Genomic DNA, 14,101 nt, shown 5'->3' on the forward strand with positions numbered 1-14,101 from the left:
AAGCAACCACCATGGTTAAACACTTTTTCGCCGATGATGACCTCACACCCGCCGAGCAGGCTGAGGTGCTGGCGCTGGCCGAAGAACTCAAGGCCGACCGCTTCAACAACCAATACCGCGACCTGTTGGATCGGCGCAGCGTGGCGGTACTGTTTGACAAAACCTCGACACGCACCCGCTTTTCTTTCGACGCCGGCGTGACCGAACTCGGTGGCAACCCAATCGTCGTAGAAACCGGGGCATCGCAGATGGGGAAGGGGGAGACCGTCCAAGATACGGGTGCGGTCTTGTCCCGCTTCGTACACGCGATTGTGTGGCGCACGGGCGCACAAAAGAATCTGGAGGAGATGGCGGAGACAGCGACGGCGCCGATCGTCAATGCCCTGTCCGACGATTTCCACCCCTGCCAGATCCTCGCGGACCTGCAGACCATCAAGGAGCACAAGGGTGAGCTCCAGGGGCTGAAGGCCGTGTACTTCGGCGATGGGGCGAACAACATGGCTAATTCCTACATGCTAGGATTCGCCACCGCTGGGATTGATGTGATCATCTGCGCACCGAAGGGGTTCCAACCGGAACCACAATTCGTAGAGCGGGCACGCAAGCGTGCAGCAGAAACCGGTGCCACCATTGAGATCACTGATGCGGTCGACGCTGCAGGTGCCGACGTGGTGATTACCGATACATGGCTGTCCATGGGGCAAGATCCCGACGAGGACCGCAGCGTGCTGCGCAAGTATCAAGTCAATCAAGCGTTGATGGATACGGCGGCGAAAGATGCGATTTTCATGCACTGCCTGCCGGCGTACCGCGGAAACGAGGTGACAGCGGATGTCATCGACGGGGAGCAGTCGGTGGTATTCGACGAGGCGGAAAACCGTCTGCACGCACAGAAGGCGCTGTTGGTATGGCTGCTGCGTTAACACGAACCGCCCGCCAAGACATGATCGGGCGCATCATCGGGGCCGAAAAGGTATCCAGTCAACGCGAATTGCTGGACATGTTGCTGGTGCGGGGAATCGACATTACCCAGGCCACGCTGTCACGGGATCTGGTGGATCTGGGTGCGAAGAAGATCCGCTCGGGCGGGGAAGTCTACTATTCACTGTCGACGGACGTGCGTATCGATGGCCCCGATAAACTACGGCGGGTATTGGCCGAATTGTTGGTGGAACGAGACTGGTCCGGCAATATAGCTGTGTTGCGTACCCCGCCTGGGGCTGCGCAGTATTTGGCAAGCATATTGGACCGCACTGAGATCGGCCGGGTTGTGGCTACGATCGCGGGCGATGACACGGTATTTGTGCTGGCTAGGGAGCCATTGACTGGTGAAGAACTGGCGGAATACTTCTACCAGTTATCCCTCAGTTAGGCCGTGGGTCGGTTGTCTGAACGGCCGACTACACTAGATACGGTTAAATGAATAATTCCCAAATGGAAGAATAGAAGGAAGGTCACAAAGACATGAAGGATCGCGTAGTTCTCGCTTACTCCGGTGGGCTGGATACCACCGTCGCCATCAGCTGGATCGCCAAGGAACGCAACGCAGAAGTTATCGCCGTTTCCATCGACCTAGGCCAGGGCGGCGAGGACATGGAGACCGTACGCCAGCGCGCACTGGGTGCAGGCGCAGTCGAATCCGTTGTGGTGGATGCCCGCGACGAATTCGCGGAAGAGTACTGCCTGCCAACCATCAAGGCCAACGGCATGTACATGAAGGAGTACCCACTGGTCTCCGCGATCTCTCGCCCACTCATCGTGAAGCATATGGCCGAGGCCGCCAAGGAACACAACGGCACCGCTGTTGCCCACGGTTGTACCGGTAAGGGCAACGACCAGGTGCGCTTCGAGGTGGGCTTTGCCAACACGGCTCCGGATCTGGAGATCATCGCGCCAGTGCGTGACTACGCATGGACTCGCGAGAAGGCCATTGCCTTCGCCGAGGACAACGGCATTCCTATCGAGCAGTCCAAGAAGTCCCCATTCTCCATTGACCAAAACGTATGGGGCCGTGCTGTGGAAACCGGGTTCCTCGAGGACCTATGGAACGCGCCTACCAAGGACGTGTACGCCTACACCGAGGATCCGGCTCTTGGCCAGGCTCCCGACGAGGTCATCATCAGTTTTGAAGCTGGTAAGCCCGTTGCCATCGATGGTCGCAAGGTGACCGTGTTGGAGGCTATTGAGGAGCTAAACCGTCGCGCTGGTGCCCAGGGCGTGGGCCGGTTGGACATGGTGGAAGACCGCCTCATTGGAATTAAGTCCCGTGAGGTGTACGAGGCTCCCGGCGCGGTCACCCTGATCCGCGCACACGAAGCACTAGAGGCCATCACCGTGGAACGCGAGTTGGCTCGCTACAAGCGACAGATCGATGCCGAGTGGTCCAACCAGGTGTACGACGGCCTGTGGTTCTCCCCACTGAAGCGCTCCCTGGATGCCTTCATTGAGTCCACGCAGGAGCACGTCACCGGCGATATCCGCCTGGTGTTGCACGCCGGCTCCATCGCCATCAACGGTCGCCGTTCCAGCAAGTCTCTGTACGACTTCAATCTGGCTACCTACGATGAGGGCGATTCCTTCGACCAGTCAATGGCACGCGGTTTCGTTGAGCTGCACGGTCTGAGCTCCAAGATCGCTTCCAAGCGCGACTTGGCCAACTAGTAGATGCGCGCGCCGCGCTCTGGCGTGGCGTGCAAACCCCACAAAGAGCCATAGCCCATTCGCGCGGTTAAACACAGCCGCCCCCGTCAAGCACAGTCGCTCATTAAGCACAGCCACCCTTTAAGCACAGTCGCCCCAGCAAGCACAGCCGCCCATTTAGTACAGCCGGACTATCAAGCACAGCCGGCCCAGAAAGGTATTCGGAAAGAAACACCATGACCACCCCAGCGCACGGAACAAACGAAGGCGCCCTGTGGGGCGGCCGCTTCTCTGGCGGTCCAGCAGACGCAATGGCGGCCTTGAGCAAGTCCACTCACTTCGACTGGGTTCTGGCGCCGTACGACGTGTTGGCATCTCAGGCACACGCCCGAGTATTGAACCGCGCAGGGTTGCTTTCCGATGCGGATCTGGAGACGATGCTCGCGGGATTAACGCAACTGGGTGAGGACGTAGAGTCAGGTGCCTTTGGACCGGAGCCGAACGATGAGGACGTCCATGGGGCAATGGAGCGAGGCTTGATCGACCGTGTGGGGCCGCAAGTCGGTGGCCGGCTGCGCGCAGGACGCTCCCGTAACGACCAGGTGGCGACGCTGTTCCGCATGTGGGTACGCGATGCCATCCGCGATATCGCCGCTGGCGTGACCGATGTTGTGGATGCGATTGTTGCGCAGGCAGACGCCCACCCAGATGTCATCATGCCTGGTAAAACCCACTTTCAGGCCGCGCAGCCCGTGTTGCTGGCTCACCAGTTGTTGGCACATGCGCACCCGCTGCAGCGCGATATTCAGCGGATGAAGGATCTGGATACCCGTCTGGCGGTATCCCCGTACGGCTCTGGTGCGCTGGCCGGTTCCTCGCTGTCCTTGGATCCGGAGGCCATTGCCGAGGAATTGGGATTTGATTCGGCCGCTGATAACTCGATTGATGCCACGAGTTCGCGCGATTTCGCCTCCGAGGCGGCCTTCGTGCTGGCGCAGACCGCCGTTGATCTGTCTCGCTTCGCTGAGGAGATCATTGCGTGGTCCACGCCGGAGTTCGGGTACGTGACCTTGGCCGATGAATGGTCGACGGGATCGTCGATCATGCCGCAGAAGAAGAACCCGGATGTCGCCGAGCTCATGCGTGGCAAGACAGGCCGGTTGATCGGTAACACGACTGGGTTGCTGTCCACCCTGAAGGCTATGCCACTGGCTTACAATCGCGATCTGCAAGAGGACAAGGAGCCGATCGTGGATTCGGTTACCCAGCTGAACTTGCTGCTGCCGGCGATGGCGGGTTTGATCTCCACCCTGACGTTCCACCCGCAGCGCCTGCGTGAGCTCGCACCTGCGGGATACACTCTGGCCACGGACTTAGCCGAGTGGATGGTACGCCAAGGTGTGCCATTCCGCGTGGCTCATGAGGCATCGGGTTCCTGTGTGCGCATCGCCGAAGGCAGGGGAGTGGATCTAGTGGACCTCACCGATGAAGAACTTGCTGGGGTCCACGAGGCCCTCACTCCGGACGTGCGTGAGGTATTGACGATCGACGGTGCCGTGGCATCGCGTTCCACGCGCGGCGGTACCGCGGGTGTGCGCGTGGCCGAGCAGCGCGAGCGCGTGCGTGCGCAGGCGGAATTGGACCGTGAATGGGCGAGGACATCGCCCATCCCTGGCCGTTAACCCGGCCTAGTTCCCAATTCGGCCTAGCCCCGCACCCGGCTCAGCCCCCAATTTGGCTCAGCCCTGCACCCGGCTCAGCCCCGAACCCGACTCAACCCCCAATTCGGCCTAGCCTCGAACCCGACTTAGCCCTGAACCCGGCTCAGCCCTGCACCCCACCTGGCAGGTTGTACAGCGACACACCAACATCACCGGCGACTTGCCCGTATGTATCCACGAAATGCTGGCTACGCACCCCTGAAGCGCAGTAGACCACTACATCTTCGTTGGCGTGGCGCTGTAGGAAGGCGTTGACTTTTTCCGACGCCTCGTCCAGCGTGCCATCGGATGCCGCCAATTCGGACATGGCCAGAAACTCGGAAGCTGCACCGGCGCCCACCTCGGGCAAGTCGGCCAGTAGCTTTTCGTGATATTCCCGCACGTCCAGCGCTACTGCCCCGCGGCTGGCGATGAGCTCCAGCAATGTGCTGCGCACATCGTTGGCACCATGGTTGGGTACACCGCACGCAACCGTATCTTCAGCGGTTTCTGACAGCTCGCGTACTGGGGTGCGCTCGGGGTCTGCAGCGACGGTGTACACCCGTGTGGTGGCACTCAGTGCATCGTAGGAGAGCATTTTGCCTTCCAAGGGTTCGCCAATGCCAGTAAGTAGCTTGATGACTTCCGTGGCGGCGAGGGAACCCATGACCGCGGTCGTGGCCCCCAGTACTCCCGCGGAAGCGCAATCCGGGATGGAATCCCCGGAGGGCTGGTCGGGAAAGATATCCCGCAAGCCAACAACCCCGGTGCGGAAGACCGAAAGCTGGCCGGCATAGCGCAGAACGGTCGCCCAGACGAGTGGGACTGCGGTGATCTCGGCGGCGTCGGCAACCAAAAACTTCGTAGCGAAGTTGTCCGAACCATCCAGTACAACATCTACCCGTCGGCAGGCTTCGAGGATATTCGCCTCGGTGAGGCGTTCGCGATGGGTCTCAACCGTGAGCTCGGGTTGAAGGCGCCGCAGCTGCTGCGCAGCTACCTCGACTTTTGGGCGCCCCACGTCCGCGGCGCTGAACAGGATCTGGCGCTGCAGGTTGGTTACATCCACCACATCGTCGTCGTACAACACGATGGTGCCCACTCCGGCTGCCGCCAATGATTGCATGGCGGGGCACCCCAAACCACCGGCGCCAACGATCAGGACCTTGGCATCGTGCAGGCGCTGTTGCTGCTGAGGGCCGAACCCAGGCAGGTTCAGGTGGCGGGCGGTGCGCAGTTGCTCCTGCGTGGGCAAACTGAGGAACGGCTTTTCACCGTGGTGGGTAGTCACGGACTACAGCACCTCCTCGGCCCAGTCGGCATCCCATGTTGCCAGACCATCGAAACTGGAGCTAGCCAGTGCCCCCTGCGCATGCGTGCGCTGCGGAATACGACCGGCCGTGCGCGCTAAACGGCCCGCTTCCACTGCGAGCTTCATGGCAGTGGCCATGGCGACGGGGTCCTGGCAGCGATTCACCGCACTGGCGAGCAGCACACCACTGCATCCCAGCTCCATGGCGAGGGTGGCATCCGAAGCCGTGCCCACACCGGCATCCAGCAATACTGGCACGCCAGCACGTGCACAGATCAGCTCGATATTGTGGGGGTTAAGAATGCCCAGGCCGGTGCCAATCGGCGATCCTAACGGCATGACCGCGGCCGCACCTACATCCTCCAAGCGTTTGGCTACCACCGGATCATCGCTGGTATAAGCCAGAACCTCGAAGCCCTCGGCAACCAGCATCTCGCAGGTATCGACTAGCTCCACAACATCTGGCAACAGTGTGCGATCATCTGCGATGAGTTCCAGCTTGACCCAGTTGGTGCCCAACGCCTCGCGCGCCAACTGCGCCGTCAACATCGCGTCTTTGGCTGTGCGACATCCGGCGGTGTTGGGCAACACGTCGATGCCCAGTCGCTCCAAGAGCCCAAATACGGTTTCACCAGCGCCATCTGCCTGCGGTTGACCTGCACGGAAGCGACGCATCGCAACCGTCGTGAGCTGCGTTCCACTGGCCACCAATGCCTTTTCCAACTGAGCCTGGCTGGTCGCGCCACCAGTACCCATGATCAGGTGGGAGGAAAAATCCTTCCCGGCAATCCGCAACATCGCTTTTAACCACCCTGCACTGCGACGAGCAGATCGATCTCATCGCCATCGTCAAGTGTTTGTTCGTCCCAACGACTGCGTGGGACTACAGATTGGTTCAGTGCAACGGCCAGCCCTTTGGCATCGGTCCCGTCGGGGCCGATCTCTTGGCGCACGACCTCTGCGATAGTCACAGGCCCATCGCTGGTGCGCTCTTCCTGATTTACCGTGTAAATCATTGTCACACTCCTCTTTCTTATCGTTAGTTACAGCCCAGCCCAGTATTCCGAACCAGCCCGCCACAGACCGGCCCGCTCCAGCCCAGCATCCACTGGGTTCACAACCGGGTTCACAGCCGGCCTAGGGCACAGGCGCTCAGGTCCACACCCACCGCGCGCGATGCCACATCGAGCGGCTCGTCCGCAGTAGCTTCCGCAGCAGCAGCCTCCGGAGTGGCTAGGTGCAAGCCCATTGCCACACCTGCGCGGGCCCCAAGGGCAGAAAGCAGGATTCCGTGTCGGAAGTAACCGTTGGAGACCACCACGTTAGTCCCCACTGTACCCAGCAACGGCAAGTCGTCTGGAGTACCCGGCCGCGCTCCGGCCAGGGCTTCCAAAAACTCGCATTCTTCCAGCCCAGGCACTACACGGATAGCATCGCGCAGCAGCGTGTGCACCCCGCCAACACCGGGGCGCACACGATCGTCCTCACGGCTAGTGGCGCCAACGGCAATGGTCGCATCAGTACGCGGAATCACATAGATCGGTCGATCTTCTACAAACCCTCGAATTACCCGGTCAACGGGCGTGGGAAGACTGTGCGGAACAGCTAAGCGCACTAGGTCTCCGCGCACAGGGCGTACCGGTAGCCGTGGTGCACCTTCCACATCGTTGGCGCCAAGTCCGTTGCACAGGTACACACTTTTTTCCACGCCCACATCGTTCCCATCCCGCAGTTTCACCGCAGTACACGTGCCGGCATCGGTGATAAGACCCGTGGCTTGCGCCCGCACCATCGTGACACCGCACTGAGCCAGGGCATCCATGGTGGCAGCGCAAAACAGTCGGGGATTAACTTGGTGGTCACCGGGGATCTCCACGGCACCGGAGAGCTGCGGGGACAGGCCGGGTTCAATGGCCCGCGCCCGGCGCAGGGGAATACGACGGATCGTCATCCCATTGTGGCTTTGGTGCTCCATCAGTTCCGATAGATGGGTGGCATCCGCCCGATCCGCTGCCACCACTAGGGTGGATTCGTCGCGGAATCCCGTGGGTAGATCGGAGAGCCGCCGCACGAACGCGATCAGATCCGGCCACAGCTCCGCCGACCGCATCATCAAGGGATAGAGGGCCTCTTGGCCGTACTGCACCTCTGCCACTGGTGCGAGCATCCCACCGGCCACCCACGAAGCCCCACTGATAGGGGCCGGATCCACCACCGCAATGGACTGTCCGGGAACACCCTCGCGCACAAGCTCCAACGCCGTCGTAAGACCAATAATCCCGGCACCGATGATTACGTGCTGGAATGTCCTCATGGAAGGTGACCCTCCTTTCACTGGTCTACATTCGGCACCGACGGGGCGTCGGTAATAAAAGCTCGCACAACTTGGCGCGCCACAGCGGCCGGATCCGCCGCATTCATGAACCCCCGAACGATGGCCACACCGGCCACGCCCGTAGCTGCGAGGTCGGCAGCATCCTCGGCGCGAACATCGCCAATGGCCACGATCGGCACATGGGAAGCCTCCACCAGAGGCGCGTATCCCTTCAACCCGAGGGGCTCCCTACCGGATCGCTTGGTGGGCGTGGGGCGGAACGGGCCGGCGCCAATATAGTCGATGACATCGGCATAATCATTCGCGCCGCGCACCAACTCCAGCGTGCCGGTTGTCAAGCCAATGATGGCTCGCGGTCCCAGTACGGCGCGGGCTAGGCGTGGATCTAGGTCATCCTGGCCGATGTGGACTCCGTGCACGTGATGTTCACCCTGCAGGGCTGCCACCACATCCACGCGGTCATCCACTACAACCTTGGTCTGCGGGTTCGCGCGCTTCACAGCATCGGCAATTCGGATGGTCAGCTCCGTGAGCGCTCGTACCGTAATCGGTTTGCTGCGCACCTGGATGATTCCCGCTCCACCTTTGGCCGCTTGGATAGCGACGCCCACGATGCGTTCGACCTCGTCCTCCGTTGGGGTTGGGGAGGGCTCGGTGACGGCACGACCGGTGACGAAGTAGCAGCCTAAGGTGCGGGGATCCAAGGATGAACGGGTGCGGTTACTTGTCTCGGACAACCGCGGATTCCTCCAAGTAAATCTGGGCACCTTGCTCGCGGAATTCCTCGGCCTTTTGTTCCATCCCGGCCTCTGCGGCTTGAGCAACCTCGGGGTCTAGCTGCTCTCCAAAAGTAGGCATGCCCAGGTCGGTGCCAAGGTCGTCCTTGAATGTGTCGCGGATGTCCTGACTAATGCGCATAGAGCAGAACTTCGGGCCACACATGGAGCAGAAGTGTGCGGTCTTCGCTGGCTCCGCCGGCAGGGTTTCATCATGGTAGGCCTGCGCGGTATCGGGATCCAGGGACAGCGCAAACTGATCGTGCCACCGGAATTCGAAGCGGGCCTTACTCATTGCGTCATCCCACTCCTGGGCGCCGGGATGGCCTTTGGCCACATCGGCTGCATGAGCGGCCACCTTGTAGGTGATCACACCAGTTTTCACGTCATCTTTGTTCGGCAGACCGAGGTGCTCCTTGGGCGTGACGTAGCACAGCATCGCGGTACCGCCCATGGCGATGTTCGCAGCGCCGATAGCGCTGGTGATGTGGTCGTAACCCGGTGCGATATCGGTGACCAGTGGGCCCAGTGTGTAAAACGGTGCGCCTCCACACCACTCTTGTTCCAGTTCGTTGTTGACTTGGACCTTGTTGAGTGGGACGTGACCGGGGCCTTCCACCATGACCTGCACGTCGTGTTCCCACGCCCGACGGGTCAGTTCGCCAATGGTTTTCAACTCGGCGAATTGAGCCTTGTCGTTCGCATCGGCGATGGAACCCGGCCGGAGGCCATCGCCTAGGGAAAACGCCACGTCGTACTGCGCGAAAATCTCGCACAGCTCGTCGTAGTTTTCGTACAGGAAGCTCTCCTTGTGATGCGCCAGGCACCACCCAGCCATGATCGAACCACCGCGAGACACAATGCCGGTGACGCGCTTGGTAGTCAGTGGCACAAACGGCAGGCGCACGCCAGCGTGAATGGTCATGTAGTCCACGCCCTGTTCGCACTGCTCAATGACGGTATCGCGGAAGATTTCCCACGTGAGATCTTCGGCCACACCGTCGACCTTCTCTAGCGCCTGGTATATCGGCACGGTACCGATAGGCACGGGGGAGTTGCGCATGATCCATTCGCGGGTGGTGTGGATATCGTTGCCGGTGGATAGATCCATCACCGTATCCGCTCCCCATCGGGTGGCCCACCGCAGCTTGTCCACTTCTTCACGGATGGAGGACGTCACCGCGGAGTTACCAATGTTCGCGTTGATCTTGGTGAGGAACGCGTTGCCGATGATCATCGGTTCGCTTTCCGGGTGGTTGATGTTGCTGGGGATAATTGCACGCCCCGCGGCGACCTCGCTGCGCACCTTTTCCACGTCGCAGTGCTCGCGCAGCGCCACGAATTCCATCTCCGGGGTGATGTCACCGCGGCGGGCATAATGCATTTGCGTTACTCGCTTACCGCTGGTGGCGCGCAGCGGTTTGCGTGACTGGCCTTTCCATTCCTCACTGGCCGCCCCGCGCTTAGCCGCTCGGTTGCCATCGTCCAATAGGTTCCGACGCCGACCCTCGTACTCCTCGACATCACCGCGTTCTAGGATCCAATTGCTGCGGAGGCTGGGGAGGCCCTCAGTGGGGTCCGCCCATGGGCCACGTGTGCGGTAGATCTTCAGTGGCTGATTCGGGCCGGTGGGGGAATCATCCAGTTGAATCTGTGTTTCCGGGACCTCTAGACCGTTGTGGCGGATTGGGGCATAGCTGTGCTTTGGGTGAATTTCGGATGCGTAGGCGTCCATGAAAGGTTCAGCTCCTTCAACTTCCTTCGCTGGTTCTAACCAGACAGGTTCGGACGGTTCCCGCGCCCCAGGGGTGGGTTGTGTCTAGCGCGGATCTCAGCTCGCTAGATTGCGAGCACCCGTGTTCGGTCTAGTCCACACCTTAGCGAAGCAAGCGGACACTGTGGGGAAGGTTTTTACGACAACAGGGCAATGCGGGGGTATCGCAGGTGCGCAGCGCGAGGGCCAAAGGGTGACCTGACCTGCTGAGCATGGGGGCGTCGGGCTAAAGTAAGAAGCATGATCGATCCGAAACTTCTAGAGATCCTCGCGTGCCCGAAAGATAAGCAACCACTGGAGGATCACGGCGATTATCTGGTCAACCCGCGTTTGGGCTTGGCTTATCCGGTGCAGGATGACATCCCAGTATTGCTAGTGGATGAGGCCGTGGAATGGCCGTTGAGCCCGCGCGCATAAGCCCTTGCAAGTCTCAGTTTTCATGTCAAAGATCGCTTTTTAGAGTTTGAGGTATAGCTATGTCTGAAGATGTTTCGGCACCAACCACGTCCGCCACGGCGAACCTGGTGGATGAGTTGCAGTGGCGCGGGCTGATCGCGCAATCGACGGATCTGGATGCATTGCGCGAGCAGCTGGAAACATCCACCGCGGTGTACGCCGGTTTCGACCCAACTGGTCCTTCACTGCACGCGGGCCACTTGGTTCCACTTCTGCTGTTGCGTCGGTTCCAGCTGGCCGGGCACAAGCCGTTCGCACTGGCCGGCGGCGCTACGGGCATGATCGGCGACCCGCGTGATGTGGGCGAGCGCTCCATGCTTACCGATGAGCAGGTGGGGGACAACCTCGATCGCATCAAGAACCAACTGCGGGCGTTTCTGGTGTTCGAGGGGGAGGAACCCATCGCGGAAGGCGACCGGACTGAGAAGGATAGGGCCCAGGGACATTGGGATGAGGAATCCATGCAGGGCGCGAAGTTGGTGAATAACGCCGATTGGACCGCAAAGATGTCCGTTATCGATTTCCTGCGTGACCTGGGCAAGAACTTTTCGCTCAACACGATGCTCTCCCGCGATACCGTGAAGCGCCGTTTGGAAAACGACGGTATTTCTTACACTGAGTTTTCCTACATGCTGCTGCAGGCCAACGATTACCTGCACTTGCGCCGCGAGTACGACGTGCGCGTGCAGGTGGGCGGCTCTGATCAGTGGGGAAATATCGTTTCCGGAGTGGACCTGAACCGCCGTGTGGATCAGCAGTCCGTGCATGCGCTCACAGTGCCGTTGGTCACTGATTCGGAGGGCAATAAGTTCGGTAAATCCACCGGTGGAGGCAAACTGTGGTTGGATCCGCAAATGACCAGTCCGTACAGCTGGTACCAGTATTTCTTTAACTCTGCTGATGCCGACGTAGTGCGTTACCTGCGGTGGTTCACCTTCCTGGATCGTGCGGAGATCGAGCGTTTGGAGGGCGAGGTTGCCGAACGCCCATTCAAGCGCGAGGCGCAGCGGGTACTGGCCCAAGAAATGACCAAGCTGGTCCACGGCGCCGATGCCGTAGAAAAGGTTGAGCTGGCAGCCCAGGCCTTGTTCGGCCGGGCCGAATTGGACGGGCTGGATGAGGCCACTCTGGCTGCTGCATTGCAGGAGACCGAGGTTGCCGAAGTTTCTTCCGACGCCACGATCGTGGACCTTTTGGTCGCCACCGGGCTAGAGGCTTCCAAGGGTGCGGCCCGGCGCACGGTCGGCGAGGGTGGTGCATACGTCAACAATGCGCGCATCGAGGACACGGAATGGGTACCGGCCCGCGAGGATATGCTGCACGGCAGCTGGTTGGTGCTGCGCAAGGGCAAGAAGCGCTTCGCGGGGGCGAAGGTACAACCCTAGCGCGGGAGCGAAGGTACAACTTAGGCGCGGGAGGGAAGCTACAACCCTAGCGCGGGAGCGAAAGTAGAACTCTGGCGCGGGAGGGAAGCTACAACCCTAGCGCGGGACAGCCGGGCACCCACCCTCAGGTCCTGCTTTCGCGGCGCGGCCGGGCACCCACCCCACCCCCAGGCCCGCACAATGTGCAGCAGAACTCTGACAAAAAGACCGGAAGGGTCAGGCGGTGAATGCAACATCTTCGGATGGGTCGAGGTTAAAGAATACTTCCCTCGGGGTCAGTCCATCTAGCACCACCCGTGGAGTGTCGTTGATGAGGTCTTCATATTCCTGGAGTTGCTCATGGGTCACCGTGGCAAGATCGGTGCCTTTCGGAATGAATCGGCGTAGCTCGGCATTAATATTCTCGTTACTCGGCCGCTGCCATGGGGAGTGCGGATCGCAGAAGTAGAGCTTCAACCCCTCAAAATGTTCGGCCAGCTGACCACTGGCAGCCATTTCCGCGCCCTGATCCCAGGTCAGGGTCTGGACGCGACGGTCTGGGGCGATAGCCATCTGGTTGATCTGCCCGAGCATGTCTTTCAACGCGGTGACCACGGTCTGGGACGTGTGATCGGTGGTTAACAACCTGGCCATGAACAACCGGCTATGCCGTTCTATCAAGGTGATGATCGCGTGCTTTCCACCCTGAGCGCCTCACACGAGGTCACCTTCCCAATGTCCTGGCACTGCCCGGTCAGCAGCGTGTGGTGGGCGGGTGGAGTATTGTCGCGCCATGAACCCATGGTTTCGCCCCGCGTCCGCGAGTCGGTAGCTTCGAGCGGGGTCGTCGTCCTGTGCGACCTGATCGAAAGGGCGTAGTCGACGGTTAACTCATGGCGTAGCCCACCAGCTGCTTGGACGTAGAGGGCTTGGTACATCGTTTCGTGTGACAAGGTCAACTCCTGATGAATGCCGGATAAACGTTTCAGCCTAGCTACGATACGTTTCGGTGAGACCTGCCGGTTCAAGCAGTCGAATGACGATACGTCGTAACGTGGTATGAGCATCAAGTTTTCGCGGTTTCGGGCGTTTGGCTGCATCGATGCTGCGTTGCTGGGCTATCAGTGGGTGATACACCCCGTCGATACTGTTGCGGGTGACTTCGCGGCTGATCACGCTGGGATGCCTGCCGAGTTGTCGGGCGGTCTGGCGGATGGAATAAGACTGGTCCAGGCAAAACTTGATGTAGACCCTGTCGAACGCGGTTAAGCGCATACCCCGGCCGACTTTGACTGTCGCTGGCTGATAATTCACCACCACGGGGTCTACTGACAACACAATGGGTTGATCACGGTTACTTGTCGACGATACCGACGGGCGGGACACAGGCATGACAGAATTATGTACCCACCGGTACACGGTAACTGGGTGGACACCAGTTCTGGCGGCAATATCGTGATCACTTCGCCCAGCACATGCTAAGAACATGACCATCATCTGCGTGGCTGTCTTGCCGGTGGCAAGACCACCACCACGTCCCCGCGCAAGGCGCGCACCTTGGCTTGTGATGTAGTCCCGCAACGCACGGTCGGTACAGCCGGTGGCTTGGGCTGCGTGCAGTGCGCTGTAGCGGTGGTTGGCGATCAGGTCGAAAGCAGCAACAACAGCAGGATCGGGAGTGTAGGACATAATCAACACCTCATGAACAAATCAGGGTGTTGCATTCACCACTAGACCCCACCAC

General features: G+C 60.3%; 13 protein-coding genes, 1 pseudogene and 1 riboswitch. Of the genes and pseudogenes, 6 read left to right on the plus strand and 8 right to left on the minus strand.

The annotated features are described in order from the left end of the window. The first annotated feature begins 11 nt into the window (after nucleotides 1–11). The 4 genes from argF (at nucleotide 12) to argH (ending at nucleotide 4,322) form a co-directional block, all read left to right on the plus strand. Entirely contained in the window at nucleotides 12–923 is a 912-nt protein-coding gene (gene argF, locus CAURIC_RS04555) for an ornithine carbamoyltransferase (protein ID WP_035113122.1), read from the plus strand. After that, entirely contained in the window at nucleotides 908–1,372 is a 465-nt protein-coding gene (gene argR / locus CAURIC_RS04560; protein ID WP_035113121.1) for an arginine repressor, read from the plus strand. Before argF ends, argR begins: the two co-directional genes overlap by 16 nt. A 92-nt stretch (nucleotides 1,373–1,464) precedes the next feature. Continuing rightward, nucleotides 1,465–2,661, plus strand: coding sequence for an argininosuccinate synthase (locus CAURIC_RS04565; protein ID WP_035113120.1), 1,197 nt, complete (start codon nucleotides 1,465–1,467; stop codon nucleotides 2,659–2,661). A 215-nt stretch (nucleotides 2,662–2,876) separates the two neighbouring features. Beyond that, entirely contained in the window at nucleotides 2,877–4,322 is a 1,446-nt protein-coding gene (argH, locus tag CAURIC_RS04570; protein WP_035113119.1) for an argininosuccinate lyase, read from the plus strand. A gap of 142 nt (nucleotides 4,323–4,464) precedes the next feature. On the opposite strand, the gene CAURIC_RS04575 is transcribed toward argH, so the two are convergent. The 6 genes from CAURIC_RS04575 to thiC form a co-directional block, all read right to left on the minus strand. Then, a complete protein-coding gene (locus tag CAURIC_RS04575) occupies nucleotides 4,465–5,631 on the minus strand; it encodes a ThiF family adenylyltransferase (RefSeq protein ID WP_290183386.1) in 1,167 nt (388 codons plus the stop codon). 3 nt (nucleotides 5,632–5,634) lie between these two features. After that, entirely contained in the window at nucleotides 5,635–6,450 is an 816-nt protein-coding gene (locus CAURIC_RS04580) for a thiazole synthase (protein ID WP_035113117.1), read from the minus strand. A gap of 5 nt (nucleotides 6,451–6,455) precedes the next feature. Next, nucleotides 6,456–6,668: a sulfur carrier protein ThiS gene (gene thiS, locus CAURIC_RS04585; RefSeq protein WP_035113116.1), complete on the minus strand. Its 213-nt coding sequence runs from the start codon at nucleotides 6,666–6,668 to the stop codon at nucleotides 6,456–6,458. 110 nt (nucleotides 6,669–6,778) lie between these two features. Continuing rightward, nucleotides 6,779–7,966, minus strand: a complete 1,188-nt coding sequence (thiO, locus tag CAURIC_RS04590; RefSeq protein ID WP_290183387.1) for a glycine oxidase ThiO — start codon at nucleotides 7,964–7,966, stop codon at nucleotides 6,779–6,781. Between the two features lie 17 nt (nucleotides 7,967–7,983). Continuing rightward, complete coding sequence (locus tag CAURIC_RS04595; RefSeq protein WP_412766388.1) at nucleotides 7,984–8,691, minus strand: thiamine phosphate synthase; 708 nt, start codon at nucleotides 8,689–8,691, stop codon at nucleotides 7,984–7,986. Nucleotides 8,692–8,707: 16 nt separating this feature from the next. Beyond that, nucleotides 8,708–10,498, minus strand: a complete 1,791-nt coding sequence (thiC, locus tag CAURIC_RS04600) for a phosphomethylpyrimidine synthase ThiC (protein WP_070433582.1) — start codon at nucleotides 10,496–10,498, stop codon at nucleotides 8,708–8,710. Nucleotides 10,499–10,502: 4 nt separating this feature from the next. Continuing rightward, a riboswitch (TPP riboswitch) is annotated at nucleotides 10,503–10,631 on the minus strand. 146 nt (nucleotides 10,632–10,777) lie between these two features. Here thiC and CAURIC_RS04605 point away from each other — a divergent pair. Both CAURIC_RS04605 and tyrS read left to right on the plus strand, forming a co-directional pair. Continuing rightward, the gene (locus CAURIC_RS04605) at nucleotides 10,778–10,954 is read left to right on the plus strand and encodes a Trm112 family protein (RefSeq protein ID WP_035113114.1); all 177 of its coding nucleotides are present in this window, start codon (nucleotides 10,778–10,780) and stop codon (nucleotides 10,952–10,954) included. A 59-nt stretch (nucleotides 10,955–11,013) separates the two neighbouring features. Continuing rightward, nucleotides 11,014–12,378, plus strand: a complete 1,365-nt coding sequence (gene tyrS, locus CAURIC_RS04610; protein WP_052094721.1) for a tyrosine--tRNA ligase — start codon at nucleotides 11,014–11,016, stop codon at nucleotides 12,376–12,378. A 216-nt stretch (nucleotides 12,379–12,594) separates the two neighbouring features. On the opposite strand, the pseudogene CAURIC_RS04615 reads toward tyrS, so the two are convergent. Both CAURIC_RS04615 and CAURIC_RS04620 read right to left on the minus strand, forming a co-directional pair. Continuing rightward, nucleotides 12,595–13,053 (minus strand): annotated as a pseudogene (locus CAURIC_RS04615) (IS30 family transposase); the annotation flags it as partial. A 294-nt stretch (nucleotides 13,054–13,347) separates the two neighbouring features. After that, on the minus strand, nucleotides 13,348–14,046 hold the full coding sequence (locus tag CAURIC_RS04620; protein WP_290183388.1) for a helix-turn-helix domain-containing protein: 699 nt from the start codon (nucleotides 14,044–14,046) through the stop codon (nucleotides 13,348–13,350). Between the last annotated feature and the right edge of the window lie 55 nt (nucleotides 14,047–14,101).

Origin of the sequence: Corynebacterium auriscanis (assembly GCF_030408435.1) — a bacterium.
Lineage (GTDB): Bacteria > Actinomycetota > Actinomycetes > Mycobacteriales > Mycobacteriaceae > Corynebacterium > Corynebacterium auriscanis.

What these genes read in the sequence shown, in the direction of transcription:
- thiC (WP_070433582.1), bottom strand. Translation starts at nt 10,498, where the DNA reads ATGGACGCCTACGCATCCGAAATTCACCCAAAGCACAGCTATGCCCCA.
- argF (WP_035113122.1), top strand. Translation starts at nt 12, where the DNA reads ATGGTTAAACACTTTTTCGCCGATGATGACCTCACACCCGCCGAGCAG.
- CAURIC_RS04565 (WP_035113120.1), top strand. Translation starts at nt 1,465, where the DNA reads ATGAAGGATCGCGTAGTTCTCGCTTACTCCGGTGGGCTGGATACCACC.
- CAURIC_RS04620 (WP_290183388.1), bottom strand. Translation starts at nt 14,046, where the DNA reads ATGTCCTACACTCCCGATCCTGCTGTTGTTGCTGCTTTCGACCTGATC.
- argR (WP_035113121.1), top strand. Translation starts at nt 908, where the DNA reads ATGGCTGCTGCGTTAACACGAACCGCCCGCCAAGACATGATCGGGCGC.
- CAURIC_RS04605 (WP_035113114.1), top strand. Translation starts at nt 10,778, where the DNA reads ATGATCGATCCGAAACTTCTAGAGATCCTCGCGTGCCCGAAAGATAAG.
- thiS (WP_035113116.1), bottom strand. Translation starts at nt 6,668, where the DNA reads ATGATTTACACGGTAAATCAGGAAGAGCGCACCAGCGATGGGCCTGTG.
- argH (WP_035113119.1), top strand. Translation starts at nt 2,877, where the DNA reads ATGACCACCCCAGCGCACGGAACAAACGAAGGCGCCCTGTGGGGCGGC.
- thiO (WP_290183387.1), bottom strand. Translation starts at nt 7,966, where the DNA reads ATGAGGACATTCCAGCACGTAATCATCGGTGCCGGGATTATTGGTCTT.
- CAURIC_RS04580 (WP_035113117.1), bottom strand. Translation starts at nt 6,450, where the DNA reads ATGTTGCGGATTGCCGGGAAGGATTTTTCCTCCCACCTGATCATGGGT.
- tyrS (WP_052094721.1), top strand. Translation starts at nt 11,014, where the DNA reads ATGTCTGAAGATGTTTCGGCACCAACCACGTCCGCCACGGCGAACCTG.